Source organism: Sinorhizobium chiapasense (assembly GCF_045277575.1).
Lineage (GTDB): Bacteria > Pseudomonadota > Alphaproteobacteria > Rhizobiales > Rhizobiaceae > Ensifer > Ensifer chiapasense_A.
Window position 1 is genome coordinate 2,188,108 of record NZ_CP144205.1, and the last position, 26,733, is coordinate 2,214,840.

Annotated in this window: 22 protein-coding genes, 1 other RNA gene and 1 pseudogene; 9 read left to right on the plus strand and 15 right to left on the minus strand. The window is 63.6% G+C overall.

The features are described 5' to 3' along the window. Window positions 1-29: 29 nt before the first annotated feature. The 11 genes from QM996_RS10680 to QM996_RS10730 form a co-directional block, all read right to left on the minus strand. Entirely contained in the window at window positions 30-1,469 is a 1,440-nt protein-coding gene (locus tag QM996_RS10680; protein ID WP_500267454.1) for a UDP-N-acetylmuramoyl-tripeptide--D-alanyl-D-alanine ligase, read from the minus strand. A 1-nt stretch (window position 1,470) separates the two neighbouring features. Further along, window positions 1,471-2,934, minus strand: coding sequence for a UDP-N-acetylmuramoyl-L-alanyl-D-glutamate--2,6-diaminopimelate ligase (locus tag QM996_RS10685; protein WP_500267455.1), 1,464 nt, complete (start codon window positions 2,932-2,934; stop codon window positions 1,471-1,473). Window positions 2,935-3,000: 66 nt separating this feature from the next. After that, a complete protein-coding gene (locus tag QM996_RS10690) occupies window positions 3,001-4,749 on the minus strand; it encodes a peptidoglycan D,D-transpeptidase FtsI family protein (protein ID WP_500267456.1) in 1,749 nt (582 codons plus the stop codon). Continuing rightward, complete coding sequence (gene ftsL / locus QM996_RS10695) at window positions 4,749-5,135, minus strand: cell division protein FtsL (protein WP_173517200.1); 387 nt, start codon at window positions 5,133-5,135, stop codon at window positions 4,749-4,751. Before ftsL ends, QM996_RS10690 begins: the two co-directional genes overlap by 1 nt. A 6-nt stretch (window positions 5,136-5,141) precedes the next feature. After that, complete coding sequence (rsmH, locus tag QM996_RS10700; protein WP_500267457.1) at window positions 5,142-6,167, minus strand: 16S rRNA (cytosine(1402)-N(4))-methyltransferase; 1,026 nt, start codon at window positions 6,165-6,167, stop codon at window positions 5,142-5,144. A gap of 14 nt (window positions 6,168-6,181) precedes the next feature. Then, window positions 6,182-6,622, minus strand: coding sequence for a division/cell wall cluster transcriptional repressor MraZ (gene mraZ / locus QM996_RS10705; RefSeq protein ID WP_500267458.1), 441 nt, complete (start codon window positions 6,620-6,622; stop codon window positions 6,182-6,184). Between the two features lie 521 nt (window positions 6,623-7,143). Further along, window positions 7,144-7,544: RNase P RNA component class A (gene rnpB, locus QM996_RS10710), an RNA gene on the minus strand. A gap of 106 nt (window positions 7,545-7,650) precedes the next feature. After that, window positions 7,651-8,841: an NAD(P)/FAD-dependent oxidoreductase gene (locus QM996_RS10715; RefSeq protein WP_500267459.1), complete on the minus strand. Its 1,191-nt coding sequence runs from the start codon at window positions 8,839-8,841 to the stop codon at window positions 7,651-7,653. Between the two features lie 192 nt (window positions 8,842-9,033). Continuing rightward, window positions 9,034-9,561: a lytic transglycosylase domain-containing protein gene (locus QM996_RS10720; RefSeq protein ID WP_500267460.1), complete on the minus strand. Its 528-nt coding sequence runs from the start codon at window positions 9,559-9,561 to the stop codon at window positions 9,034-9,036. A gap of 224 nt (window positions 9,562-9,785) precedes the next feature. After that, a complete protein-coding gene (locus tag QM996_RS10725) occupies window positions 9,786-10,550 on the minus strand; it encodes an N-acetylmuramoyl-L-alanine amidase (protein ID WP_500267461.1) in 765 nt (254 codons plus the stop codon). Then, on the minus strand, window positions 10,547-11,254 hold the full coding sequence (locus QM996_RS10730; protein ID WP_429806570.1) for a TerB family tellurite resistance protein: 708 nt from the start codon (window positions 11,252-11,254) through the stop codon (window positions 10,547-10,549). The genes QM996_RS10725 and QM996_RS10730 overlap by 4 nt, the downstream gene beginning before the upstream one ends. Window positions 11,255-11,683: 429 nt before the next feature. On the opposite strand from QM996_RS10730, the gene QM996_RS10735 reads away from it, so the two are divergent. The 3 genes and pseudogenes from QM996_RS10735 (at window position 11,684) to QM996_RS10745 (ending at window position 14,939) form a co-directional block, all read left to right on the plus strand. Next, the gene (locus tag QM996_RS10735) at window positions 11,684-12,898 is read left to right on the plus strand and encodes a pyrophosphate--fructose-6-phosphate 1-phosphotransferase (RefSeq protein ID WP_500267462.1); all 1,215 of its coding nucleotides are present in this window, start codon (window positions 11,684-11,686) and stop codon (window positions 12,896-12,898) included. 135 nt (window positions 12,899-13,033) lie between these two features. Then, window positions 13,034-13,772 (plus strand): annotated as a pseudogene (locus QM996_RS10740) (LysE family translocator). Window positions 13,773-13,889: 117 nt separating this feature from the next. Then, window positions 13,890-14,939 carry a transglycosylase SLT domain-containing protein gene (locus QM996_RS10745; RefSeq protein ID WP_500267463.1) on the plus strand — a complete coding sequence of 350 codons (1,050 nt, stop codon included), beginning with the start codon at window positions 13,890-13,892 and terminating at the stop codon, window positions 14,937-14,939. A 43-nt stretch (window positions 14,940-14,982) separates the two neighbouring features. Here the strand turns inward: QM996_RS10745 and QM996_RS10750 are convergent, their stop codons facing one another. Both QM996_RS10750 and QM996_RS10755 read right to left on the minus strand, forming a co-directional pair. After that, window positions 14,983-16,338 carry a serine hydrolase domain-containing protein gene (locus tag QM996_RS10750; RefSeq protein ID WP_500267464.1) on the minus strand — a complete coding sequence of 452 codons (1,356 nt, stop codon included), beginning with the start codon at window positions 16,336-16,338 and terminating at the stop codon, window positions 14,983-14,985. A 256-nt stretch (window positions 16,339-16,594) separates the two neighbouring features. Beyond that, window positions 16,595-18,145: a putative bifunctional diguanylate cyclase/phosphodiesterase gene (locus QM996_RS10755; protein WP_500267465.1), complete on the minus strand. Its 1,551-nt coding sequence runs from the start codon at window positions 18,143-18,145 to the stop codon at window positions 16,595-16,597. 175 nt (window positions 18,146-18,320) lie between these two features. On the opposite strand from QM996_RS10755, the gene QM996_RS10760 reads away from it, so the two are divergent. The 6 genes from QM996_RS10760 to QM996_RS10785 all read left to right on the plus strand — a co-directional run bounded on the left by QM996_RS10760 (window position 18,321) and on the right by QM996_RS10785 (window position 24,533). Beyond that, window positions 18,321-19,571, plus strand: a complete 1,251-nt coding sequence (locus QM996_RS10760) for a BtaA family protein (RefSeq protein ID WP_500267466.1) — start codon at window positions 18,321-18,323, stop codon at window positions 19,569-19,571. A gap of 4 nt (window positions 19,572-19,575) precedes the next feature. Next, window positions 19,576-20,244, plus strand: a complete 669-nt coding sequence (locus tag QM996_RS10765; protein WP_500267467.1) for a class I SAM-dependent methyltransferase — start codon at window positions 19,576-19,578, stop codon at window positions 20,242-20,244. A gap of 239 nt (window positions 20,245-20,483) precedes the next feature. Next, window positions 20,484-21,269, plus strand: a complete 786-nt coding sequence (locus tag QM996_RS10770; protein ID WP_500267468.1) for a glycoside hydrolase family 25 protein — start codon at window positions 20,484-20,486, stop codon at window positions 21,267-21,269. A 196-nt stretch (window positions 21,270-21,465) separates the two neighbouring features. Further along, window positions 21,466-22,695, plus strand: a complete 1,230-nt coding sequence (locus QM996_RS10775; RefSeq protein ID WP_500270289.1) for a lytic murein transglycosylase — start codon at window positions 21,466-21,468, stop codon at window positions 22,693-22,695. Window positions 22,696-22,983: 288 nt separating this feature from the next. Next, window positions 22,984-23,922, plus strand: coding sequence for a DMT family transporter (locus QM996_RS10780; RefSeq protein ID WP_500270290.1), 939 nt, complete (start codon window positions 22,984-22,986; stop codon window positions 23,920-23,922). Window positions 23,923-24,377: 455 nt separating this feature from the next. Further along, window positions 24,378-24,533, plus strand: coding sequence for a hypothetical protein (locus QM996_RS10785; protein WP_500267469.1), 156 nt, complete (start codon window positions 24,378-24,380; stop codon window positions 24,531-24,533). Window positions 24,534-24,615: 82 nt separating this feature from the next. Here the strand turns inward: QM996_RS10785 and metF are convergent, their stop codons facing one another. Together metF and QM996_RS10795 are read right to left on the minus strand one after the other, a co-directional pair. Next, window positions 24,616-25,566: a methylenetetrahydrofolate reductase gene (gene metF, locus QM996_RS10790; protein WP_500267470.1), complete on the minus strand. Its 951-nt coding sequence runs from the start codon at window positions 25,564-25,566 to the stop codon at window positions 24,616-24,618. Between the two features lie 2 nt (window positions 25,567-25,568). Next, window positions 25,569-26,588 carry an ArsR/SmtB family transcription factor gene (locus QM996_RS10795; RefSeq protein ID WP_247958397.1) on the minus strand — a complete coding sequence of 340 codons (1,020 nt, stop codon included), beginning with the start codon at window positions 26,586-26,588 and terminating at the stop codon, window positions 25,569-25,571. Between the last annotated feature and the right edge of the window lie 145 nt (window positions 26,589-26,733).

Below are 26,733 nucleotides of genomic sequence, written 5' to 3' on the forward strand. Positions count from 1 at the left end.
GCGGCGTCGCCGGCGCTGTTTTGCGCCGGCTATCCCTCGGCCCCGGATACTTCGGCTTGCGCCGCCGGATAGGCTTCGGTCAGGGCCTGCACGATCTTGGCGCAACCGGTCCCCTTCGACGACTTGACCATGACGACGTCGCCAGGCGCGACCGCGGCCAGCGCATAGGACTTCAGGTCCTCGACGCTCTCGCGGTAGATCACGGAGACCTCCGGCGGCAGGGCATCACGCAGATGCGCCATCAAAGGCCCGGCGAGCCAGACGTCGGTGATCCCGGCCTCGACGAGCGGCCGGGCGAGTGCCGCATGCACGTCGGCGGCGTGTTCGCCCATCTCCAGCATGTCGCCGAGCACGGCGACGCGGCGGCCGCCGGCCGGCGGTTCGCTGTCGCGCAGAAGCGCAATCGCCGCCCGCATCGAGCTCGGATTGGCATTGTAGCTCTCGTCGATCAGCTTCAGCGTGCCGGTCCCGATCGCAAGCGTATGGCGCCGGCCCCTGCCCGTTTCGGCCTGCATGGTCGCAAGCGCCGAAGCCGCATAGTCGAGATCGGCGCCGGCAAGCTTCACCGCCGCCAGAACAGCCACCGCGTTTTCGGCAATGTGACGGCCGGGCGCACCGATCGCGACCTCAAGCGTGCGACCGCCGATGCCCGCCCAGAGAATGGAGCCTTCCGGACCGCCGCTGAACTCGACCAGGCGGAATTCAGCCTTCGGATTGGCGCCGAAGGAATGGATATGGCTGACGCCGGCCGCGGCCGCCGCGTTTTCCAGAAGCTTGTACTGCGGGCTGTCATGAATGATCAGCGCGTGGCCGCCATTGACGACGCCCTCGAAGATCTCGGCCTTGGCCTCGGCGATCTGGTCGAGGCTCTCGAAGTTGCCGAGATGGGCGGCGGCGATGCTCGTCACCATGGCCACATGCGGCCGCACCATGGCGGTCAGCGGCCGGATCTCGCCCGGATGGTTCATGCCGATTTCGAAGATGCCGAAATCGGTTGCCTCGGGCATGCGCGCCAGCGTCAACGGCACGCCCCAGTGATTGTTGAACGAGGCGACCGAAGCATGCACGCGGCCCTGCGGCTTAAGCACATGGCGCAACATCTCCTTGGTCGTGGTCTTGCCGACCGAACCGGTGACGGCGATGATCTTGGCGGCGCTGCGGTCACGCGCCGCACAGCCGAGCCGGATCATCGCTTCGAGCACGTCGTCGACGACGATCATCGGTGCATTCAATCGTCCGAGCGCCGGTAGCTTGCCTTCGCTGACGACGAGCACCGCCGCGCCATTTGCAAGCGCGATGCCGGCATAGTCGTGGCCGTCGACCCGGTCGCCCTTGATCGCGAAGAAGGCTTCGCCCTTGCCGATCGAACGGCTGTCGATCGAAATCCCCGAGATGCCCTCGGGCAGGTTGCCAACCGGCCGGCCGTTCATCGCGGCCAGGAGATCGCTGCTTGTCCAGAGCCAGTTCAAATCACAAGCCTCCCAATGCCTTGCGGACCTCCGCATGATCCGAGAAGGGCAGCGTCACCGAGCCGATCGTCTGGCCCTCCTCGTGTCCCTTGCCGGCAACGATCAGCGTGTCGCCGGTCTTCAGCATGCCGACCGCCGTGCGGATCGCCTGGGCGCGGTCGCCGATCTCGATTGCGCCCTTGGCCGCGACCATGATTTCGGCGCGGATCACTTCGGGGATTTCCGAGCGCGGATTGTCGTCGGTCACGATCGTCACATCGGCAAGCCGCGTGGCAATCTCGCCCATGATCGGGCGTTTGCCCTTGTCACGGTCACCGCCGCAGCCGAAGACGACGACGACGCGGCCGGTCGTGAACGGACGCACCGAGGCCAGCACGTTTTCCAGCGCATCCGGCTTGTGGGCATAGTCGACATAGGCAAGCGCGCCGTCCTTGGTCTGGCCGACCAGCTCGAGGCGGCCGGAGGCGCCTTGCAGCTTCTCGAGCGCCGAGAAGGCGGCCTTGGCACCGATGCCGGTCGACATGGCGAGACCTGCCGCGACCAGCGCATTCGCCACCTGGAAATCGCCGGCGAGCGGAATGTGGATTTCGAAGATGTCGTCGCCGACATGCACTTCGGCCGATTGCTTGTGGCGGAAATGCTCGACCCGCTTCAGCGAGATGAAGTCGCCCTTGCGGCCGACGGTGCGCACGTCGAGCTTTGCCTTGCGGGCAGCGGCGATCGCCTGGTCCGACCATTGGTCGTCGGCAAAGATCACCGCCGGCGCGCCCTTCGGCAAGAGCGCATTGAACAGCCGCATCTTGGAGTCCATGTAATGCTCGACCGTCGGATGGTAGTCCATGTGGTCGCGGCCGAGATTGGTGAAGGCGGCGGCTGAAAGGCGCACGCCGTCGAGACGGTTCTGGTCGAGGCCGTGGCTGGAGGCTTCCATCGCCGCATGGGTAACGCCGGCATCGGCCAATTCGGCAAGCAGCTTGTGCAGCGACACCGGATCGGGCGTCGTCAGCGAGCCGTAATCGTTGCGGCCAGGAGCGACGACACCTGTCGTGCCGATCATCGCGGCAGCGTACCCGGAATGCGCCCAGATCTGGCGGGTGAAGGAGGCGACCGAGGTCTTGCCGGCGGTGCCGGTGACCGCGACCATGGTTTCCGGCTGCCGGTCATAGAAGGCGGCGGCGGCACGCGCCAGGAAAGCGCGGGGCTCCGAGAGCTTCAGCACTGGCACCGACGAGGCATCCACGTCCGAGCCCGCTTCCGTGACGACGGCGACCGCGCCGCGCTTCAGCGCGTCGGCGATATAGGTGTTGCCATTGGCCTTGCTGCCGGCAACCGCGACGAAGAGATCCCCTGGCTGAACCTGCCGACTATCGGCCGTCAGTCCGACAACGTCGATTTCGGCGGCAGCGCCGCTCAATTGCGCCGAAAGTTCCGGGAAGTTCGATCCCGCCAGCTCTTTGATCTTCATGAACGCACGTCTCGCATCGATTTCGATCCGCAAGAATCGCGAATCGTCCGCTTTCTCATTTCATGTCTAATAAGACACAAGCAAGGCAGAACCGTCTTCTCCAAACTTTGGTTCGACACCGAGCAGCGGCGCGGAGCGGCTGATGATGTCACGAACCATGGGAGCAGCGTTCGAGCCCGCCGTGCGCCCGCCACCCTCGCCGGTCTTCGGCGCGTCGATGAAGGTGAGCACGATGTATTTCGGATTGTCGATCGGGAAGGCCGCGAGGAAGGCGTTGAAGTTCTGGTCGCTGGCGTAGCGGCCATTGACCACCTTGTCGGCCGTGCCGGTCTTGCCGCCGACGTTGAAGCCCGGCACCAGCGCGCGCTTGCCCGAGCCGGCAATGCCGTTCCAGCGCAAGAGGAAGCGCATGTCGTCGCTGGTGCTCTTCTTCACCACCGGCGTGGCGACTGCGTTGGCCTGCTCCTCGGTGCGCGGCAGGAAGGTCGGCTCGATCAGCTTGCCGCCGTTGACGAGCGCAGCACCCGCAACCGCCGTCTGCAGCGGCGTCGTCGAGACGCCGTGGCCGAAGGAGATGGTGACCGAGTTGATCTTCTTCCATTCGCGCGGCTGGCTCGGGGCCTTCACTTCCGGCAGTTCGGTCGGCAGCTTGGAAAGCAGGCCGAGACGCGTCAGGAATTCCTTGTGGCCGGGGATGCCGACAAGATCGGCGATCTTCGCGGTGCCGATGTTCGACGAATACTGGAAGATTTCCGGAACGGTCAGCACGCGGCGCTTGCCGTGGAAATCCTTGATGGTGAAGCCGCCGATGCGGATCGGTGCGGAAGCGTCAAAGCTGTCGTTCAGCGTCACCTTGCCGGAATCGAGGCCCATGGCGATGGTGAAGGTCTTGAAGGTGGAGCCCATTTCGAACGTGCCGTTCGACATGCGGTTCATCCAGCCCTCTTCCGCGCCCTCGGCCGGCTTGTTCGGGTCGTAGTCGGGGACGGAGGCCATGGCCAGCACTTCGCCGGTGTGCACGTCGAGCACGACGGCGCCGGCGGCCAGCGCTTGAAAGTTCTTCATGCCGGCGTCGATGACGTCGCGCACGATGTTCTGCACGCGCACGTCGATCGAGAGCTTCACCGGCTCGAGCTTGGCGTCGCTGGTCATGCCGATCGCGGCGAGATCGGCGAGACCCTGGCTGTCGATATAGCGTTCCATGCCGGCAACGCCGCGGTTGTCGATGTTGACGTGGCCGAGAATATGCGCGGCGGTGTGGCCGCCGGGATAGAAGCGGCGCTTTTCCGGACGGAAGCCGACGCCGGGAATGCCGAGCGCCAGAATGTCGCTCTGCTGCTTCGGCGTGAGCTGGCGGCGCAGCCACTGGAAGCGCGATTTCGACTTCAGCTTGTTGTAGATCTCGCGGGTATTGATGTCCGGCAATACCGTCGCCAGCCGCTCCACCGCCTCGTCGGCATCGACGATCTTGTGCGGCTCGGCATAGAGCGAAACGGTGCGGATGTCGGTTGCGAGGATCTCGCCGTTGCGGTCGAGAATGTCGGGGCGCGAGGCCATCAGGTTGTCGGCACGGCCGATGCTCGACACCGTTTCAGGCGCTGCCATGCCGTATTGCACGAGGCGACCACCGATGACCGCATAGACGATGCCGAAGCTCGCGATCACGATGGCGACGCGGTTCTTCGCCTGGTTTGTGGTCTTCTTGCGCGTCCCCTGGAAGGTGACGTTGAGGCCGCTTTCCGCGGGTCGGTTGTTGCCGCCTGCCGAGAAGTGCGCCTTGCTCTTCAATACCATGATGCGGGAGAGAAACGACATCAGCGCGCCACCGAGCCAGTTGCCATGTTATCCGTCTTGTTGATGATGGCCGCGACGCCGTCCTTCGCAGCCTTTTCGTCTTCAGGCACCGGCAGATCCGCCTTCAGCATCGGCAGTTCCTGCGGCTGGGCGAGCTGCGTCGAAGGCGTCGGCGCAAGCTGCAGGTCGGCACCGAAAGCGCCGACGAGACGCTCCAGCCGGTTCGGCTGCGTCAAGAGCGCCCAGTCGGCACGAAGCAGGTCGATCGTGTCTTCCTCGAGCTTGATCGCCACGTCGAGCTTGCGGACTTCCTCGAGCTTGTTTTCGGCGCGGTGCTTGATCGTATAGGTCACCGTCGCGGCGGCCGTCATGACGACGATCAGAACGATATCGAGCGTTCGAAGCATGTCTTGTCAGCCCCCCAACCTTGCAAGGCTCGCCAGTTCCGGCAGATTGAAAATGGATAGATCGTTTCCCGGCGACGCGGCTTGCGTGCGGATCCCGGCGCGCAGCTTTGCGGAGCGGGCGCGCGGATTGAGGGACGCTTCTTCCTCGCTGGCCGCCACCATAGGCTTGCCAACTGGCGTGAAGGTTGCGGCGCGCGCGGAAACCATGGGCAGGTGGCGCGAGCCGCCGGCCTTGCCGGAACGATCCTGGAAGAAAGCCTTGACGATGCGGTCTTCGAGCGAATGGAAGGTCACGACGACAAGGCGGCCGCCCGGCTTCAAGACCTTTTCGGCGGCGAACAGCGCCTGGGCCAGCTCGCCGAGTTCGTCGTTGACGAAGATGCGCAGCGCCTGGAAGACGCGGGTGGCCGGATGGATCTTGTCTTTCGCCTTGCGCGGCGTCACCACTTCGATCAGGCCGGCAAGATCGCGGGTCGTCTCGAAGGGCTGCTCGGCCCGGCGCTTCTCGATCGCGCGGGCAATGCGGCCCGCCTGCTTCTCTTCGCCGAGAAAGCCGAAGATGCGGATGAGGTCGGAGACCTTGGCGCGGTTGACGACATCGGCCGCCGAAACGCCGGAAGCCGACATGCGCATGTCGAGCGGCCCCTTCTTCTGGAAGGAGAAACCGCGCTCGGCCTCGTCGATCTGCATGGAGGACACGCCGATATCGAGCACGACGCCGTCGAGCCCATCAGGCGGCGCATGCGCTGCAAGATCAGAGAACTGCGCATGAATGAGCTTCAGCCGACCGCCCCACTCGGCGACCTGCTTCTCACCGGCAGCAATCGCCGTCGGGTCGCGGTCGAGCGCGATGACGTCGGCACCGGCCTTCAGGATTGCGGAGCTGTAGCCGCCGGCGCCGAAGGTGCCGTCGAGGATGACTTTGCCGGGTGCAGGCTCGAGCGCCACGAGAACTTCCGGCAAGAGGACGGGAATGTGACGAACCGGTCCGCCTTCGGCTTCAGGAATACCTCCGCCTTGTTCCGTCACCATTCCGCCTCTCCATTCTAGTCTGGACGCAACCCCCGTGACTTGCGCCCTTCCCGGGCCGCCGCCTGCGCCTTCATGAAGGCCTGCGGCTCCCAGAGCTGAAAATAATCGCCCCGCCCGACGAACATCACGTCGGTCGAGATTCCGGTGAAGTCGCGGATGAAATCCGTCACCATCAACCGGCCTTCCGGATCGAGCTTCACGAAGACGCCTCCGCCATGAACGAGCAGCGACATCTCGTTGGCCTCCGGGGAAAATGGATCCTCGGCCGCCATCTGCTTCTCGAACCGATCCAGGAGCTCCGGCCCACCGACGCTGATCGCCGGAAAGACGAAATCCTGAAAACAGTATAACTCCCGGACGCCCCCATCCGACAGCACGGAACGAAACGCCGAGGGAACGGAGACCCGCCCCTTCGCATCGATCCGATTGGCAGCATGTGACAAGAAGCGGTTCATAACGCGAAACGGCCGCCCAAGACTGACGGGCCACAATCATCGACCCGCGCGAACACGTCACCGCACATGCAAGTGACCCCCGCCGGACACTGGAATGTCCGCCCACCCTCCGAAGCCGGAAGGCACTGGAATCTTGCGATGTTGAGCCGCGAAGCAGCCCCTGCGCAGTGCCATTATGGGATATCATGGGACCATATGGGCGTCAATGGGAATGGGTTCGTAAACAGCCGCCGAGCTGATCAAATATTGATAGGTTGTTAAGTTTAACGAAGGGTTACGAAGAGACCCCCACCGTCCGGGAATGCGACGGTCGAACGGCTTCAAATCGTTGAAAAATCAGAATGTGAGAAAGAGTGCAGCAATGTGGCTCGCGCAGAGTGTTCGGGCGCTATGGCAAAACGGGAAAGCGCAACGGCAAGGAAAATCCGCGCGCATCGACGGCATCGCCGGCGCGAAAAATGAAGCGTGTCTAACCCGATTTGCGAGCGCTGATCAGAGCGCCTGCATCATAAAAAAGAGAAATCGCCAGTTGGCCTGTAAGCCGGGTTCTGTATGGCCCCGCCACCCGAAGGCAACGGAACGTGGCAGCCATTCATCTGGGACTGCGCTTGCACGCAGCCTCTTGCAACCCACCCGGATGACTGGCCCGGAAACAGGCTGAGCGCTTGCGCGCCCGCGTCATCCCTATTCGGTCTTGCTCCCGGTGGGGTTTACCGTGCCGTCCATGTCGCCATGTCCGCGGTGGGCTCTTACCCCACCCTTTCACCCTTACTCCGCCAAGCGGAGCGGTTTGCTTTCTGTGGCACTTTCCCTGAGGTCACCCTCGCCGGACGTTATCCGGCACCGTGCTTCCGTGGAGCCCGGACTTTCCTCCCCCCGCGGCCTTTCGGCACTTGCGGAGAGCGGCTGCCCGGCCAACTGGCACGCGCTCCTTAACGCAAGCCTCCGCCCGGCGCCAGAAAAAACGGCAGGTTTTTTCGGCAGCCAACAGGGCAGGTCGGGTCAACCGGAATGGACGACGTCCTGACCTAGCGAAACGCGACGGAGAAATCCGCGTCGTATTCGGCCTCGTCGATCCGGCCGTTGAGCACGAGAGCTGCGCCGAGCCGGCCGATCTCGTCGGAGCTCTTCGCCGCTTGGCCGTTGCCGCCAGTGACAACGGCGATGCGGCTCCCCTCGGCAAAGCCGATATACGGCAACCCGTGCCGGGTAAACGAGGTGACGCAGGGCAAAAAATGGGTGGAAACCGGCCGGAAGCCCGGCGTCACCTCGGCCAGCAGTGCGCGCAAGTGCTCTGCCGCTGCCGCACTGCCCTGCCCGCGGAACCATTGCCGCACCTCCGCTTCGCCGTCGAGGATCCGGTCGGTCGGATCGCCGCCGATCTTGATGTAGTGCTTGCCGTCCGCATAGCCGACCGGCGGCAGCAGATAGTAGCTTCTCTCCTGTTCGGGCGCTGCGCCAATCAGCGACGGCATGCCCTCGAAACCGGAGAGATCGCCGTTTGCCACCTCGGCAAAGAACACGGTTCTTGCCTTGACGGTGAGATCGATCGGCCGCGGCAGGAGCGCTGCCGAAATCGAGAACCCGCCGGCGGCAACGATCACCCGGCCCGCCGCAAAACGCTTTCCGTCGACCATCGTAACGACCACGCGGTCGCGTTCCTCCGCCACGGCCGCAACCTCGCTGCGCACGATCCGGGCACCCGCCTTCTCGGCGCATACCGTCTGTGCCGCGACCAACGCCCGCGGGTTGATGTAACCCGCCCCCCGCCTCTCGTGGACGCCGGCGGTGCCTGGCGGAAAACGGAACCAGGGAAAGCGCTGCGACAGCTTGTCGTCATCGTAGAGCGGCGCCTCGACGCCGAGCGCATCGCGCGCCTTCTCGACCTCTTCGATATAGTCGTAGGAGGATCCGGGTGCCGGCCCGGCGATCAGGCAGCCGACTTCGTGGTAGAAGGCGATGCCGCTTTCGCATTCGATTTCGCCGTAGCGCTCGATCGAGCGCCTGGCGAGCCGCGCCCAGACCGGATCGTGGTCGATCGTGCGGGTGATGCGGGCATTGTCGTAGTGGCTGGAAAAGACGCCGGCGTGGTTGGCCCAGTCCGCCGGCTCGTCCGGACCGATCAGCGCGACCCTGGCCTCCGAAAGCGCCAGGTGGCGAGCGGCCGCAGCCCCCATCATACCCTTGCCGACGACAATGAAATCAAAGCTTTCCGACATGCCGCTCCTCGTCCCTTTTTCTCAAGGGGAGATAGCACGCCGGCGCCGATATGGCACGATGGCTGTAGGGAATTCCGTGTGCGCCGGAACGCGATACCTGTCCGGCTGGAGCATCCGCCATCACCGGGCGCGGCTGGCGGATGAAGCTCTTTGGCCGTGCAGCGAGGCTCGCTGCGCCGGTCATGCGATCGATCAGTCGATGATGTCCTGGACCCTGCCGCAGTAGCGCTTGGAAACCGGGTTCATGCGCTTGGCACCGTGGCCGGCATTGTACTTGAGAACCGTGCCGCAGGTGGTGCCACCGGACAGTTCATGCGCCACGGCAAGATACTTCATGCCGAACTTGATGTTGGTTTCCGGATCGTAGAGGCCCTTGGAGGAACCGGAATAGCCCATCATGCGGGCGGTGGCGGGCTTGATCTGCATCAGGCCGATTTCGCCGGCGCTGCCGCGCGCCTTGGGATTGAAGTTGCTTTCGACCTTGACGATCGCATGCGCCAGGTCGATCGGAACGCCGTACTGCTTGGCGTAGGTTTTGATCAGACCCGTATACTCAGCGCTCTGGACGAGATCCGGCTTGGGATAGCCTGTGGTCCGGGTGACGGACTGGATGGATGAGGTCTTGATGGCCTTGTCGACATTCCCCGCATACGACGTACCCATCCCGGCGAAGAACATGCCAAAGCATGCCGCCACCGCAGCAACAGACGAGATTCTCATGTAGTTTGAATTCTCCGGTCTGGGGAATGGACCGAAGCGCACCCCGCTTCGAGCCTCACTTCCCGATCGTTTCATTCACAGGAAGTGAGCGTTGCGCCCTGATGCTCCTGCAGTTCCAATGGAGCGGGAAATGAATGCCGCATCATGGTAAACATGTGGCAAAGCTAAAAATTCATGCCACGAATTTCTGCAGAAGCGCCGTCACGACGAAAAAATCTTCCGCGTCAGGCGGTGAATTGCGGCAGTCCGGAGAGCAGGCGGTGCAGCGTATCGAGGGTTGAGATGTCGGCGATGCCGTCGACCCCTTGTTGTCGGAAGTGCCGCTGGAAAGCAGCGACGGCGCCTTCGGTCTTCTCACAGAATTCGCCAGTCACATCAACGCCATAGCCATAGAGCGACAGCATCGACTGGATGGCCTCCACCGGCTGGCCGCGGTCGCCGCGCTGAAAAAACCGCCCGCCGCCGATCGGGGCCGGTTCCACCCAGTGGCCAACCCCCTCGCGATGAAGAATGTGCCACGGAAATTTTTCTCCCGGATCGACCTTGCGAATGGGGGCGATATCGCTGTGCGCGAGCACTCTTTCCGGCGCGATCGACCAGCGTTGGCCACAGTCGCGACACAATTCCACAACCGCCGCGATCTGCTTTTCCGGAAAGTCCGGCAACCCACCCGGGTGACCAGGGTTGGCGATCTCGATTCCGATCGAGCAGGAGTTGATGTCGGTCTCGCCCTTCCAATAGCTCTTGCCGGCATGCCAGGCACGGCGTGCCTCCGGCACGAGCTGATCGACGCGGCCATCCTCGTGGACGAAATAGTGGCTGGAGACCTGGCTCTCCTCGCGGCAGAGCCATTCGAGCGCAGAGGCACCCGTCGGCATGCCGGTATAATGCAGAACGATCATATCCGGGGCGCGCTGGCCGACGCGGTCGCCGAAATTGGGCGACGGCATGAAGCGTGCACCCGGATAATCGCAGTATTTCGAGGTCATGCGGCTCGGCGTTCTTTCTCGATCGCCTCATAGGCGGCGTTCAGCGCCGCCATGCGATCATTGGCGATCGCGTGGAATTCTTGCGGTACGCCGCGAGCCACCAGCATGTCCGGGTGGTTTTCGGAAACGAGCACCCGGTAGCGCTTGCGGATATCGGCGAAATCATCCTTACGCGAAACGCCGAGCACCTGATAGGGGTCACGGCCGTCGCCGTGCACGTGACGGGCCATGATCCGCGCGAAATGTGCCTCGTCCATGCCGAAGATATCGGCCACGCGCATCAGGAAGGCGAGCTCGCGCTCGTGCACCGCCCCGTCAGACTTGGCGATATGGAAGAGGCCGTCGACGATATCCTCGAGGATCGGGCAGTTCTTTTCGCAGGACGAACACAGCGACGCCATCTTCTCGGCATAGGCCTCGTAACCGGCGACGTCCTGGCGCGCCAGATTATAGAGACGGGCGACGTTCTGCGCCTGATCCGGCGGAAACTGGAAAATGTCGCGGAAGGCGGCGACCTCGGCCTCGGTCACGATGCCGTCGGCCTTGGCCATCTTGGCCGAAAGCGCGATCATGGCGACGGAGAAGGCCACCTTGCGCCGTGTTTCCGGATCGCCCTCGAACAGGGTACGCACGGCCTCGACCACGCCGGCAAGCGCATTGCCGGTGGCAGTAACGATCTTGAGGAGGCTGTCCCAGAATGACATGCAAGGTTCCCTGTCTCTCCACCCCATAGCATGGACCGCTGTGGTGGCAAATTGCAAGCGGTGCGCGGCCCGAACCACGAGGATGACGAATTTGTGATGGCCCCTCACTATTGTCAATCCATCGGATGGAACTTGCGACAGCCAGCCGACAGAAAGCTGTTACCGCGGGAACAGCTTTCAATAAAAAGGAGATGTCACCGCCGCCCTGAAAATCAGCAACTGCAGCGTTCGCGACCGCCTCAGTGCAGAACCGCCCGGACCGCGGCCTGCGACAATCCGCGCTGATCTGCCCTGCGCCGCCATTGCAGCCTTCAGCGGCTCCTGGCGGCAGCGCCTCGACACAACATCCACAGGCCCGTCATTTAATTTCCATCTGATTTGCGTTATGGAGGCCCCACCCATCGCATGCCAAAATCCCGAGGAGGAAACATGGCCAAGAAAAAAGTCGCAATGCTGACGGCCGGCGGGCTCGCGCCCTGCCTGTCATCCGCCGTTGGGGGTCTGATCGAGCGCTACACGGACGTCGCGCCCGAATATGAGCTGGTCGCCTATCGCTCCGGCTACCAGGGCCTGCTCTTGGCCGACCGCATCGAGATCACGCGCGACATGCGCGAGAAGGCGCACATCCTGCATCGCCATGGCGGCTCGCCGATCGGCAACAGCCGCGTCAAGCTCACCAACGCGGCCGATTGCGTCAAGCGCGGCCTCGTCAAGGATGGCGAGAATCCGCTGCGCATCGCCGCCGAGCGGCTTGCCAATGACGGCATCTCGATCCTGCACACGATCGGTGGCGACGACACCAACACGACGGCAGCCGACCTCGCCGCCTATCTCGGCGCCAACGGCTACAACCTGACCGTGGTCGGTCTGCCGAAGACCGTCGACAACGACGTCGTGCCGATCCGCCAGACGCTCGGCGCCTGGACGGCGGCCGAATACGGCGCCCGCTTCTTCGACAATGTGAGCAATGAGCAGAGCGCCGCGCCGCGCACCCTGGTCGTGCACGAGGTCATGGGCCGCCATTGCGGCTGGCTGACGGCGGCCACCGCCCGCTCCTATATCCAGACGGTCGACGACAAGGAGTTCGTCGACGGCTTCATGATGAACCGCCAGATGAAGAACATCGACGGCCTTTATCTGCCGGAGATGAAGTTCGATCTGCAGGCCGAAGCCGATCGCCTGCGCAAGGTCATGGACCGCACCGGCTTCGTCACGCTGTTCGTCAGTGAAGGCGCCTGCCTCGATGCGATCGTCGCCGAACGGGAAGCGGCCGGCGAAACGATCAAGCGCGATGCCTTCGGCCACGTGAAGATCGACACGATCAATGTCGGCAACTGGTTCTCCAAGCAGTTCGCCGCCTTGCTCGGCGCCGAGCGCTCGATGGTGCAGAAGTCCGGCTACTACGCCCGCTCCGCACCGGCCAACGGCGACGACCTGCGCCTGATCCAGAGCATGGTCGATCTCGCCGTCGAAAGCGCGCTCAACAAGGTCTCGGGCGTCACCGGCCATGACGAGGACCAGGGCGGCAAGCTGCGCACGATCGAGTTCCCGCGCATCAAGGGCGGCAAGCACTTCGACACCTCGGTGAAGTGGTTCGGTGACGTCATGGACGTCATCGGCCAGAAGTGGCAGGCGCAGAACTGACGGTCGTAGGCTTCGGTGTGTCGCCTGTTGCGGCGCGCCGAAAGCAGCTGATTTCGAGATTGACGGCTCTGCGTTTCGATGGCTGGCTCGGCAAACCAATTACCGAAAGCCACCTTAAACGCGGAGCCCTTTTTCATGTCCTTTGAACATTGGTTTGCCTTTGCCGCAGCCTCTGCCGTGCTGCTCGCCATCCCCGGCCCCACCATTCTTCTCGTCATTTCCTATGCGCTCGGCCATGGCCGCAAGACAGCCGGCGCCACTGTCGCCGGTGTGGCCCTCGGTGATTTCACCGCGATGACCGCCTCCATGCTCGGCCTACTGCATGTTTCCTTAAATCGTCTCCGATTTACGGACAAAAACATGCAGCCCTTCAAAGTGCTACAGCGACCTTTGCGCGTCCAATAAGACGCGCGGCGCTGTAGGCGCGCTGCTTGCGACCTCTGCCGCGATCTTCACCGTGCTGAAATGGGTGGGCGCCGCCTATCTCATCTGGCTCGGCATCAAGCTCTGGCGTGCTCCGGTCGCAGCCGGCAGTGATTCCGACCTCGATACCACCGCCACCGAGCAGCCGCTGCGCATCTTCGTTCATGCCTATGCGGTGACCGCGCTCAACCCGAAGAGCATCGTCTTCTTCGTCGCCTTCCTCCCGCAGTTCCTCGATCTGACGCAGCCGCTCTTCACTCAGATGGCGATTTTTGAACTCACCTTCCTGACGCTCGCGATCCTCAATGCCAGCCTTTATGCAGCCCTTGCGACCGCCGCGCGCAGCACGATTTCCAGGCCGAAAATCCGCCGGATCGTCAACCGCGCCGGCGGCTCCATGCTGATCGGCGCGGGGCTTCTGACGGCGACGATGAAGCGCGCCTCGGCGTGAAATTGTCGCCTGCGCTTGCCGCCGCCAGCCTCATAGGTTAATGGAGATTCACTCTTGGCGGCTGGCAACCGCTGATTTGCAGGGGGCGACGGGGCCCAGAAGCACGAAAGTGACAGAATGGCGAAGTACCGTATTTCCCTTTCCAAACAGACGTTTGGCGTGGCAGCTATCCTGTCGGCGACCATCGTCTCGGGATGCTCGACGGTAGAGCACACGTCGCTCGAAGAACTGACGGCCGTACAGACGGTCACCCCACTCGCAAAACCCGGCACGGAAATGACAGCCTACGCGCTGCCCACGCCTGACGGTGTGGCCACCGCGACGAGCGCCGCCCTGACGGCACAGACGGCCGTCCAGGCATCGGGCATCGCGGTCACCTACCCGGTCGCGGCTGACCTGGCACAAGGCGCCGAAGCCGCCCCGGCGATGGTTGCGGTTCCCGCCTCCAAGCCGGGCAGCACCATGGCGCTTGCCATGGTCGCCCCGACGACGCCTGCCGTCGCCAATGCAGAAACGGCAGCCGCGGCCGTTACCCAGGTTTCCGCCAATGCCGCGCAGGTGCCGGCACCGGCCTCTGCAGAAGTTGCGACCAAGACCGGCCGCGTCCAGGATCTTCCGGTTTCGACGCTTGCGGTTGCCGCCGCGATGGAATCGGACTTCGACACCGGCGAGCCCGTCGGCCTCGAAACGCTGGTCGCCAACCGCATGATCGTGCCGACGGAGCGCCCGAAGACCGGCGTCATCGGTTCGACTGTCGCAGCCGTCGCCAGCGTCATTCCGGATTCGATGAAGCTCAGCAAGGCGCCGACGAGCTCGCGTCCCGACCTCGACAAGCTGATCAAGTATTATGCCGATCTGAACGGCATTCCGGTCGAGCTGGTTCACCGTGTCGTCAAGCGCGAGAGCAACTACAATCCGCGCGCCTACAGCAACGGCAATTACGGCCTGATGCAGATCCGCTACAACACCGCCAAGGGCCTCGGCTATGACGGTCCGGCGGAGGGCCTGTTCGACGCCGAAACCAACCTCAAATACGCGACGAAGTATCTGCACGGCGCCTGGATGGTGGCCGACAACCAGCACGACAGCGCGGTCAAGCTCTATGCCAGCGGCTACTACTACCACGCCAAGCGCAAGGGCCTTCTCGAAGAACTCGGCATGAAGTGAGCCAAGGCCGCTTGAGCCAAGCTCAGGTGATTTTGCGAGGCGCTCAATCGAGCGCCTCTATTATTTTGGCGTTGAGCTTCTGCACGTCGTAGCCGAGGCGCGAGGGCGTGAGCCCCAGCCGGACCACCGCGAGCTTCAGCGAAGGCACCAGCATGATCACCTGGCCGTCATGGCCGAGCATCCAGAAAGCATCCGCCGGGAAGCGGCCCGAGCCGGCGCGCACTCCGTTTTCCTCCAGCCACACCTGCCCCTGGCCGTACTTGCCCTCCGAAGCCTTGGTCGGCCTACGCATGAAGGCGACGTAGTCCTTCGGCAGCATCGCCCTCCCCTTCCAGACGCCATCCTGCAAGAGGAACTGCGCGAAACGCGCCCAATCCTGCGCGGTCGCATACATGTAGGACGAGCCGACGAAGGTGCCGCTGGCATCGGTTTCGAGCACGGCGCTGTTCATGCCCAAAGGCGCGAACAGCGCATCATGCGGAAAGGCGAGTGCTGCCGCCGGATCGTCGAAGCTTCGCATCCAGATGCGCGACAGCAGCGTGCTCGTGCCGCTGGAATAGCTGAACTTCTCTCCCGGATCGGATGTCAGCGGCTTTGCGGCCGCGTAGCCCGCCATATCCTTTTCAAGATAGAGCATGCGCGTGACGTCGGTGACGTCGCCATAGTTCTCATTGAATTCGAGACCGCTCTGCATGCCCATCAGGTCGGCAAGCGTGATGCTGGCCCGCTCGTCGCTCGCCCATTCCGGCAGGAGCCCCGCGCGCGCCATCTCCATCTGGCCTTCGGCCACACGCAGGCCGATCAGCGTCGCAGTGACCGATTTCGTCATCGACCAGCCGAGCAAGGGCGTCGAACGGTCGAAGCCCTGGCCATAGGTCTCGGCGACCAGACGACCATCGCGGATGACGGCGATCGCCCGCACGCCCGGACCGGCGAGATCGGTATCCTCGACAAGCTTCTGCAAGGCGGGATCGATCGCGGCCCCTTCGCCTTCCGGCCAGGGTGTTTCGGAGGCGGGTGCGTCCACCACGGCCGCAGCCGTCTTGATCGGCGGCAAGCGCGTGCCGTCGCCGTCCGGCAGGCTTGCGCAACCTGCGCCCGGCCTGTAGGCGGCGTATCCTGCGGCAGCAAAGCCGAGGATCTGCGCGGTCACCATCTGCTTCTCGGGATCGACGGCAACCTTCACCAGCTTCAGCAGGGAGTGCCCCGGCGCCTGGACGTCATCGGCCAGCACCAACTGGGCGTCCCGTTTTGCGATGAAGACATTGGAGCAGACGATCTTCGCCGCATAGCCATCGCCGACCTTGAGAAGTTCCGGCGGCGCGATCGCAAGCCAGCCGCCGATGGCGACGATGCCCAACACCAACGCGGCACCTGATCTCCTCAATATGCGTCCCATGCGCTCCCTCCGGCTGTCTCACGTTTCCTTGCAGCCATGCCGGCCAAGGACAGATCCCCGCAGCATTTCAAGGTGCCACAGCCGCCCTCGTGTCCGATTGGGCGCAAGCGCGCTGTCGAGTTGCAGAGAGAGAACCAGCATTTCGCCGCCGGGAAAAGCCCGGAAATTGCAGGTTTCCAATATGGGGAATGGGAACCGTGGCAGCGCAGGCCCGCAGCAGCCTGGAGCCCTTGTGCGCTATCCGACACACGGCGCGCTAGGCCGAGCGTCGCAAATCCGCCGCTTCGCCTGTCTCGAGCAAGGCCGCCACGTCCGTCAGCGCCGGCGATATCCACGGACCGCGGACTTCCACGGCGCCGCTGGCCCGCGCGCAGTCCATCTCGCTTTCCTTTTCGATGCCGCGCACGGCGATCGGCAGGCGCAGCACCTGCCCGGTCTTGATGAGGCAGGCAAGCAGCGCGACGCTGCGCTCGCTGCCGTGGGTGGCCCGGATGGCGGTAAGATCGATGGTCACCTGATCGGGCTGCAGTTCGGCAATCAGGTTCAAGGGCAAGGATGAGCCGGCGCCGCCGCCAAGCGCAATCCGCACGCCAAGCGCCCGCACCGCCTGGAGGTTCCCGGAGATCAGGGCAAGATCCTCGGTCGAAAAGTCCCCGGCGATCTCGATCGTCAGGCGTCCTGGCGGCAAGCTCGCTTCGGCGAGGCATTGCGCGACCTGCGCGACAAAGTCGCGATCCTTGAGTTGCGGAGCAAAGGGGGCGACGGTCAGCCCCGTCGGCGAAGCCCAGCGGGCAGCCTGCATGCAGGCCGCCCGAAGTGTCCAATAGCCAAGCAAGAGCGTGCTCGTGCTCTTCTCGGACGGCTCTATGAAATCTTCCGCACCAAGAACGCCGCGTAGCGGATGCCGCCAGCGCAGCAGCGCCTCGAAGCCACGGATGGCTCCGCTGGCCGTCCCGGCGGTCGGCAGGAATTCGAGGAAGAATTCGTCGGCCGCGAGCCCGCGTGCGACGTCACGCTCGGCCTCCGCCCGCTGCCTGGCGGCGCGGGTCAGCGTCTCCGAATGGAAGGCGTGGCTGTTGCCGCTCACCGCCTTCGCCTCGTAGAGCGCCAGGTCCGCGCGCTTCAGCACGTCGCCCGTCGCCGTATCGCTTCGCTCGATGAAGGCGATGCCGATGCTGCAGCCGGAAGCGACCCGTGCATCGCCAAGATCGAACGGCGCTTCGAACAGCGCCTTTACCCGCATTGCGAGTATTTCCGCATCAGCCTGCGATGACGCGCCGGCGGCTGCGAGCACGAACTCGTCTCCCCCCAGCCGGTAGAGGCTCGCCTCTCCGGAGAAGGCGCGCCTCATGCGAGCGCCAAAGAGCGCCAGCAGCCGGTCGCCGGCATCGTGGCCCATCGTATCGTTGATCGCCTTGAACCGGTCGAGATCGAGAAGGAGCAGCGCAGTGCACTCGAATGCGGCTCCTTGCACTGAAAGCGCCTGGCGAATGTCCGCTTCCAGAGCCGCGCGGTTTGCAAGCCCGGTGAGCTTGTCGCGGTGGACTTCGTGGCGCAAGCGCCGCTCGGCGCGGCGCACCGCCTGCAGCTCGCGTTCGAGCCGCCGCAGGTAGCGCCAGCGATAGAAGGATCCACCGAGGAGGAACGGCATGGCGCCAGCCGCCAGCATTGCGGGAACATCCCAATGCGATTGTCTTGCAAGCACGGTTTCCGTCGCCAGCCACGCCGCAGAAACCAGAGCCCCCAATGCCGTGCCGGCAGCCGCAAATCGCTGCTCGGGCTTCGGCAGAAACGTTCTTAACATCATGTCGACGCCCCCGAATATAGGCGGTGCCTAGCACGCTAGGGTTTAATGATTTCTTATGGGTGAAAAATTGTATGACGGCCGTTTAAGGGCCTTCCGGGGCTGTGGAAACCCCGTCATCAAAGTGTAGCGGAGTCACTTTAGAAGCGGCTAAGTTTCAACTGGATGACCGGCAGAGATGACCGAACTAGCCCCCGATGTTGGCTTTGGCAGAAAAAATCCGAAGCTGAAAAACGCGCTGCTCCAGCACAAGACCCTCTCCCTCGCCGGCCTCTCCGAACGTCTCTTCGGCCTGCTCTTCTCGGGGCTCGTCTACCCGCAGATCTGGGAGGATCCGATCGTCGACATGGAGGCGATGCAGCTTAGCCCGGAGCATCGGGTCGTCACCATCGGCTCCGGCGGCTGCAACATGCTGACCTACCTGTCGGCCGGCCCGCGCAAGATCGACGTCGTCGATCTCAACCCGCACCACATCGCGCTGAACCGCCTCAAGCTCGCGGCCTTCCGCCACCTGCCGAGCCACAAGGATGTCACGCGCTTCCTGGCAACCCAGGGCACGGCGACCAACGTCCAGGCCTTCGACCTCTTCCTCTCTCCGAAGCTCGACGCCGCCACACGCAGCTACTGGAACGGCCGCGACATCACCGGTCGCCGGCGCATCGGCGTCTTCGGCCGCAACATCTATCGCACCGGCCTGCTCGGGCGCTTCATCGCCGCAAGCCATCTGCTCGCCCGCCTGCATGGCGTCAACCCGGAAGAATTCGTCCAGGCGCGTTCGATGCGCGAGCAGCGCCAATTCTTCGACGAACGCCTCGCGCCGCTTTTCGATCGTCCCGTCATCCGCTGGATCACCGGCCGCAAGAGCTCGCTTTTCGGGCTCGGCATCCCGCCGCAGCAGTTCGACGAGCTTGCCAGCCTCAGCAGCGAGAAATCGCTCGCAGCCGTGCTGCGTCACCGTCTGGAAAAGCTCACCTGCCACTTCCCGCTTAGGGAAAACTATTTCGCCTGGCAGGCTTTCGGTCGCCGTTATCCGCTGCCGCACGAAGGTGAACTGCCGCCCTACCTCAAGGCCTGCGCCTATGAGGCGATCCGCAACAATGCCGAGCGCGTCGAGGTCCGTCACGCAAGCTATACCGAGCTCCTGGCCAACAAGCCGGCCGCTTCCGTCGACCGCTACATCCTGCTCGATGCCCAGGACTGGATGACCGACCAGCAGCTCAACGACCTCTGGACCGAGATCACCCGCACCGCGGACAACGGCGCCGTCGTCATCTTCCGCACCGCGGCTGAAGACAGCATCCTGCCGGGGCGCGTCTCTTCGGCCCTGCTCGATCAGTGGCACTATGATACCGAGACATCGACCAGGCTCGGTGCCGAAGATCGCTCCGCCATCTATGGCGGGTTCCACATCTACCGGAAGAAGGCTTGAGCCCATGCGCGAGGCCGGGATTTCGCACGCGCGGCGCATGGACCACATGTACCGCTACCAGCGGCACTTCTACGACGTGACGCGAAAATATTACCTCTTCGGGCGCGACACGCTGATCCGGGAAATGAACCCGGCCCCCGGCGCCTCGGTGCTCGAAGTCGGCTGCGGCACCGGGCGTAACCTGGCGCTCATCCGCCGCTGCTTCCCTTCGGCCCGTCTCTTCGGCCTGGACATCTCCTCGGAGATGCTCACCTCCGCCGATGCCAAGCTCACCCGTGGCGGCAAACGCAGCGCCGTGCTTCAGGTCGCCGATGCGACGGATTTCGATCCGGCGATCTTCGGCGAACGGGGCTTCGACCGCATCGTCATCTCCTATTCGCTGTCGATGATCCCCGATTGGCAGAAGGCGATCGATGTGGCCATCGCCGCGCTCAATCCAGGCGGATCGCTGCATATCGCCGATTTTGGCCAGCAGGAGCGCCTGCCGGCGAGCTTCCGCCGCGCGCTGCACGGCTGGCTGGACCGCTTCCACGTCACGCCACGCGCAAACCTCTTCGACGTGCTGCGCGAGAAGGCGAGAGCAAACGGTGCCGATCTCGAACGCCGGGCGATTGGTCGCGGCTATGCCTGGCTGGCGGTCTATCACCGTCCGGCCGTCGCGGTTGCCGCCTGATCCGGGCCTGCGGCTCGCGATCGTCCCATGTCCATTGTTCAGCAAGAGCCGAAATCGCCCAGGGATTTCGGCTCTTTTCCTGCTGGGGAGTGCTCCGCTCCGCCTGCAATTCCCGCTTGAGCTAACCCAATTTTTACGATGATATGGTGAAGATGAGGTTCACGCCTCGCGGGGGAAATCACCGATATGAAAGCCATCGTGTGAGGCAGGATCGTCGATCGTCTCTAGACAGGTACCTCATGCGCCGGCTTCTCCTGGCTCTACTGCCCATTGCCACCCTCCTTTCCGCCTGTTCGTCGACCGATTACGACCTGATCAAGACGGCATCGATTCCGCCACGGTTCCAGGACACCGATCCGCAGGATTTCGGTGATCGCACCCCGCAGAACCACAATATCCACGGCATCGACATCTCGAAGTGGAACGGCGATATCGACTGGATGAAGGTCAAGAACTCAGGCGTCTCCTTCGCCTTCATCAAGGCGACGGAAGGCAAGGACCGGGTCGATACCCGCTTCAACGAATACTGGCAAAAGGCGCGTGCCACCGGCATCCCCTATGCGCCCTATCACTTCTATTATTTCTGCTCGACCGCCGACGAACAGGCCGACTGGTTCATCGCCAACGTGCCGAAGAGCGCGGTCTATCTGCCGCCGGTGCTCGACGTCGAGTGGAACGGCGAATCGAAGACCTGCCGCCACCGCCCGACGCCGGACGAAGTGCGCGTCGAAATGAAGCGCTTCATGGATCGCCTCGAAGCCCATTACGGCAAGCGGCCGATCATCTACACCTCGGTCGATTTCCACCGGGACAATCTCGTCGACCAGTTCAAGGAACACCACTTCTGGGTCCGCTCGGTCGCGAAGCATCCGGGTGAAGTCTATGTCGAGCGCCGCTGGGCGTTCTGGCAGTATACCAGCACCGGCGTGATCCCCGGCATCGACGGCGCCACGGATATCAACGTGTTCGCCGGCTCGGCGAAAAACTGGAAGAACTGGGTCGCAGCGGTCTCAGAGCCGAAGTAAGGTCGGCATTCTTGCCGCCGGGCGCAGCAAGGAACCCCATTTTCTTCATTCGGTCATAATGCTCTGAAAGAGCAACTGCAGATTTGCAGCCCCGCGCGTCTCCGGAGACGCGCAAAGGTCGCTGTAGCACTTTAAACAGCAAATTGCTGCCCGTGGTGGTGCCTCCCTCACCCCGCGGCCACAGAAAGGAATTATGATGAACCGCATAGCCCGGAACGCCCTGGCCTCCGTCGCCCTCCTGGCCCTCACCGCCTCCACCGCCTTCGCCCAGACCGCGGCCCAGACGGGCACGCAGACGGCCGCTCCGGCTGTGGCCTGCGGTGGCGATCTCGGCGCATTCCTTGAGGGCGTGAAGGCCGAAGCCGTCGCCAAGGGCGTTCCGGCCGATGTCGCCGATCGTGCGCTCGCCGGCGCCGCGATCGACCAGAAGGTCCTGAGCCGTGACCGCACCCAGGGCGTCTTCAAGCAGACCTTCACCGAATTCTCGAAGCGAACCGTCAGCAAGTCGCGCCTCGATCTCGGCCACCAGAAGATGAAGGAATATGCCGACGTCTTTGCCCGGGCCGAGCAGGAATTCGGCGTGCCGGCCCCCGTCATCACCGCCTTCTGGGCGATGGAAACCGACTTCGGCGCCGTTCAGGGCGACTTCAACACCCGCAATGCGCTGGTAACGCTCTCGCACGATTGCCGCCGCCCGGAAATGTTCCGGCCGCAACTGATCGCGGCGATCCAGATGGTTCAGCACGGCGACCTCGATCCGGCAACGACCACCGGCGCCTGGGCCGGCGAGATCGGTCAGGTGCAGATGCTGCCGGAAGACATCATCGCCTATGGCGTCGATGGCGACGGCGACGGTCACGTCAACCTCAAGAAGAGCTCGCCGGACGCGATCCTGACCGCGGCCAAGTTCATCCAGAGCCTCGGCTTCAAGGCCGGCCAGCCCTGGATCCAGGAAGTGACCGTTCCCGAAAACCTTCCCTGGGAAAAGACCGGCCTGCAGCCGGGCATGAAAGCTTCCGACTGGTTCGCGCTCGGCGTCAGCCCGCGCGACGGCAACACCGCCAACGGTAACCTCGAAGCCTCGCTGGTGCTGCCGCAGGGCCGCAAGGGCGTGGCCTTCCTCACCTACCCGAACTTCAATATCTATCTCGAGTGGAACCAGTCGTTCATCTACACGACCTCGGCCGCCTATTTCGCAACCCGCCTCGCCGGCGCGCCGACCTATGAAAGCGGCAACCCGGAGCCCGGCCTCGACGATGTCGGCATGAAGGCGCTGCAGACCAAGCTGCAGACGCTCGGCCATGACGTCGGCAAGGTCGACGGCATCCTCGGCTCCGGCACCCGCGCCGCGCTCCAGAAGGAGCAGCTCCGCCTCGGTCGCCCGGCCGACGGCTGGGCGACGCTGGAACTCCTGAACGCGCTCTGAGCGAACCGCGGGCCACGGACGTGGCGCATGAAGATCTATCACCCCGGGGATCGGAACCGATCTCCGGGGTTTCTTTTATCCGCAGCCGAGCGCCACGACGGCCTGAGCGACCCTTTCCACCAGTACCGCAAGAACCGGGTGGTCCGCGCGACGACGCCGGGCTATGAAACAGTCGTCAGAGCACAACCGGTCCGGGAATGTCGGGCGCAACCCTTGCGCAGCGATCGCCATTCTCCCGCCTGGACGAAGCTGACAGGCGAGGCAATCAGCACGGGCAGGGCAATCACCATGAATGCGCGAACCACAGTCGACGGCCATCAGATGAGCATCAGAACCTGGGCGCTGCTCGCCCTGCTCGGTCTCATCTGGGGCGGGTCCTTCTTCTTCGCGCGCGTGGCCGTTGCCCATGTGCCGCCATTCACGCTGGTGGTGCTGCGCCTGGGCCTCGCGGCACTTGCCCTGCATCTCTATATCCGCGGCCGCTTCGGCATGTATCAGGCACTTTCCGGACGCTGGCGCGAGTTCGCGCTGATGGGACTGATCAACAACGCCATTCCGCACGCCTTCATCTTCCTCGGCCAGACACAGATCGGCGCCGGGCTGGCGGCGATCCTCAACGCCACGACTCCGGTCTGGACCGTCATCATCGCCAACATGGCGACCGAGGACGAGAAGCTGAGCTCCGCCAAGATCTCCGGCTGCCTGCTCGGCCTTGCCGGTACCGTGGTGCTGATCGGGCCGAGCGCGCTTGCGGGCCTGTTCGGCACGACGAGCGGCATTCCGCTCTGGGCGCTCGTCCTGCCGGTGCTGGCCGCCGTCAGCTATGGCTTCGCAGCGACCTATGGAAAGCGCTTTCGAAATCTTGCTCCGCCGGTGACCGCCGCCGGCCAGCTCACCGCTTCGACGCTGATGATGCTGCCCGTTGCCGCCTTCACCGATGCGCCCTGGACCTTGCCGATGCCGCCAATGGCAGCGACGCTTGCCATCCTCGGCCTCGCGCTCGTCTCGACCGCCTATGGATATATCCTCTTTTTCCGGATCATGGCGGAAGCCGGCGCCACCAATGCCTCCCTCGTCACTCTGCTGGTGCCGCCAAGCGCGATCCTGCTCGGCTATCTCTTCCTCGGGGAAACGCTACAGGCAGCCGACATCGCCGGCATGGCGCTGATCGCTTTCGGCCTCGCAGTGCTCGACGGCCGCATTCTACGGCTCAGACAGGCCGCCTGAACGAGGAATCGAACCGGCCAACTCGTCCTCTTCCGAAGCGCTCACGCACGATTACAAACGTTTATATTAACCTTGCTGAAGCGATTGTGAAAAAATTGTGGCAACCTGAAAAAGATAAATATCTCAATATTATAGCCCTGTGAACAAGCATACTCCCCCTCACGGATTTCGCACTGCAGCACAAGTTTCGCTTTAACACATCGTGATTTCGCCCTATGTTTTAACGCGTCAACGCAGGGAGGGTCTTCCATGGGCCTTACACATTCGCTGAATGTCCTCATGATAAGTGCAGCGTTCGTATTCGTGGCCACGATGCTCTTCATCTGATGAGCGGCCGCTGACAGTCCAAACCGAATAGGGACTTAAATTTCCGGAAACCCAATTTGCAGCACCAAGCAAGCTAGACCGCCAAGAGAGCACAGGGTCTGATCGCTGCGATAAAAAAGAGAAAGCGCATGAAGGTCGGCCTTCATGCGCTTTCTCTTTTTTCGGGTATCGCCTGGCTGAAGAGGCGTGCGGCGGATCAAGGCATGTCGCGCAAAAGTGCGCAGCGGTTTTGCGATAACGATATGCGAAATATCAAAAACTTAAAGCGCAAGGAGCGAATCTGAAAGATCGCGACGCGCTTTAAGCGCTACGGCAACCTTTGCGCGTCGGTTAGGCGCTGAGCGCTGCGCGCCCCAACCTCACCATTCAGGCAGCCGCTCCGGCCGCCACCTGGAGCCGCTGACCGGGGAGCACCACGCTCGGCTCCGCTGAGCCCCGCTCGAAGCCCACGAGATCGCAGACGGCGGTCACCAGCGGCGAGCGGTTCATCGTATAGAGATGGAAATCGCGCACGCCGCGCCGGGCGAGATCGACGATCTGCTCGGCGGCGATGTGGGTCGCCTCCTTGAAGCGTTCGGCCGGCTGGTCTTCCAGGTGCACGAGCCGGGTGACGATCGCCTCCGGCACGCTCGCACCGCAGAGGCCGGCAAATTTCTGCACCTGCGCCAGGTTGTTGATCGGCAGGATGCCCGGCACGATCGGGATGTTGACGCCGGCGCGGCGCACCCGTTCGAGATAACGCTCGAAATCGTCATTGTCGAAAAAGAACTGGGTCAGCGCCCGGTTGGCTCCCGCATCGACCTTGCGCTTCAGCATATCGATGTCGGCGGCCACGTCAGGGCTCTCCGGGTGCTTCTCCGGATAGGAGGATACGGAAATCTCGATATCGTCGCCGCGCGCGCGGATCGCCCGCACCAGATCGGTGCTGCTGGCATAGCCATCCGGATGCGGCTGATAGGTGCTGCCGATGCCGCCCTGCGGATCGCCGCGCAATGCCACGAAATGGCGGACGCCATAGTCGATATATTCGTCGATGACGGCATCGACTTCCGCCTTCGGCGCGCCGACGCAGGTCAGATGCGCGGCCGTATTGGCAAAACCCATCTCCTCGATCATCCGCCGCACGGTCGTCAGCGAGCGTGCCTTGGTCGAGCCGCCGGCGCCATAGGTCACCGTCACGAATGCGGGACCGAAGACGGAAAGATCTTCCGCCGTCTGGAAGAGCTGCGCTTCCATTTCGTCGGTCTTGGGGGGGAAGTATTCGAAGGAAAGCCTCAGATTGCCGCGCTCGGCCGGATAAAGCGTCTGTGCCGTCATTCTCAAACTCCCCCTGCATGAACGCGCGGCCGCGGCGTTTCATTCTCATTCACGGCCCGCCGATCGCGCGCCAGCCAGATCGTCACCGTCAGCTTTTCCTCCTCCGCCGCTTCCGGCGAAAGGTCCGTGGTCTTTTCGAGCACGAGGCCGGCCTTGGCGAGCCAATCGGCGATCACCTGGTGCGAGAAGCCAAGGCGCGCATGCGCGTGCTCGTCGCGCAGATGCTCGAGCCCGTGCGGCGCAAAGTCGATGATGACGAGGCGACCGCCCGGCATCAGCATGCGCGCGGCTTCCGCGATCGCCGCCTCCGGCTCGTCAAGGAAATGCAGCACCTGGTGAATGGTGACGAGGTCGAAGGCGTGGCCGTCGAGCGGGAGATTGAAGATGTCACCGTGCCGGATCGACGCCTTGGTGATGCCGGCGCGGTCGAGATTGGAGCGCGCCACGGCGAGCATGTCGCGGCTGGCATCGACGCCGACACCGCGGCGATAGAGCCCTTCGAAGAGCTGCAGGATGCGTCCGGTGCCGGTACCGAGGTCGAGCAGGCTTTCGACCGGCTCGTCGCCGACCATCTCGCGCAGCTTCGCTTCGACGTCGCGCTCGCTGACATGCAGGCGGCGAAGCTCGTCCCAGCCGGCGGCATTGCGGCTGAAATAGGCCTGCGCCTTCTCGGCCCTCGCCTTCTTGAGCGTCGCCAGCCGCGCCGCGTCGCGCGAAAGCACCGCGTCGTCGGCGGACGCCGACGCCAGCATCGCCCGCACCAGCGCGACGCGGGCGCCATCCTGCCTGAGGCGGAAATAGGCCCAGGCGCCTTCCTGATAACGATCGACGAGTTCGACCTCGGCAAGCAGCTTCAGGTGCCGCGAAATGCGCGGCTGCGACTGCCCGAGAATTTCGGTAAGATCGGTGACGGTGAGATCGCCGGCGGCGAGCAAAGCGACGAGACGCATGCGGGTCGGCTCTCCCGCCGCCTTCAGCACGTCTACCAGCGCATCCAGACCCAGCTCTTTCTGAACAGCCATCGCGTTCCCCATCAACACATAAAGATATGTTTATGTGATTTGCGGGATCGGCGCAAGCGGATTTGCGTGGAAAGGCCAAACAATGGCGTCGGTGGGACAGGCCTGCAAAGGAAAACGGGCGGAGCCTGCGCTACGCCCGTTTCCA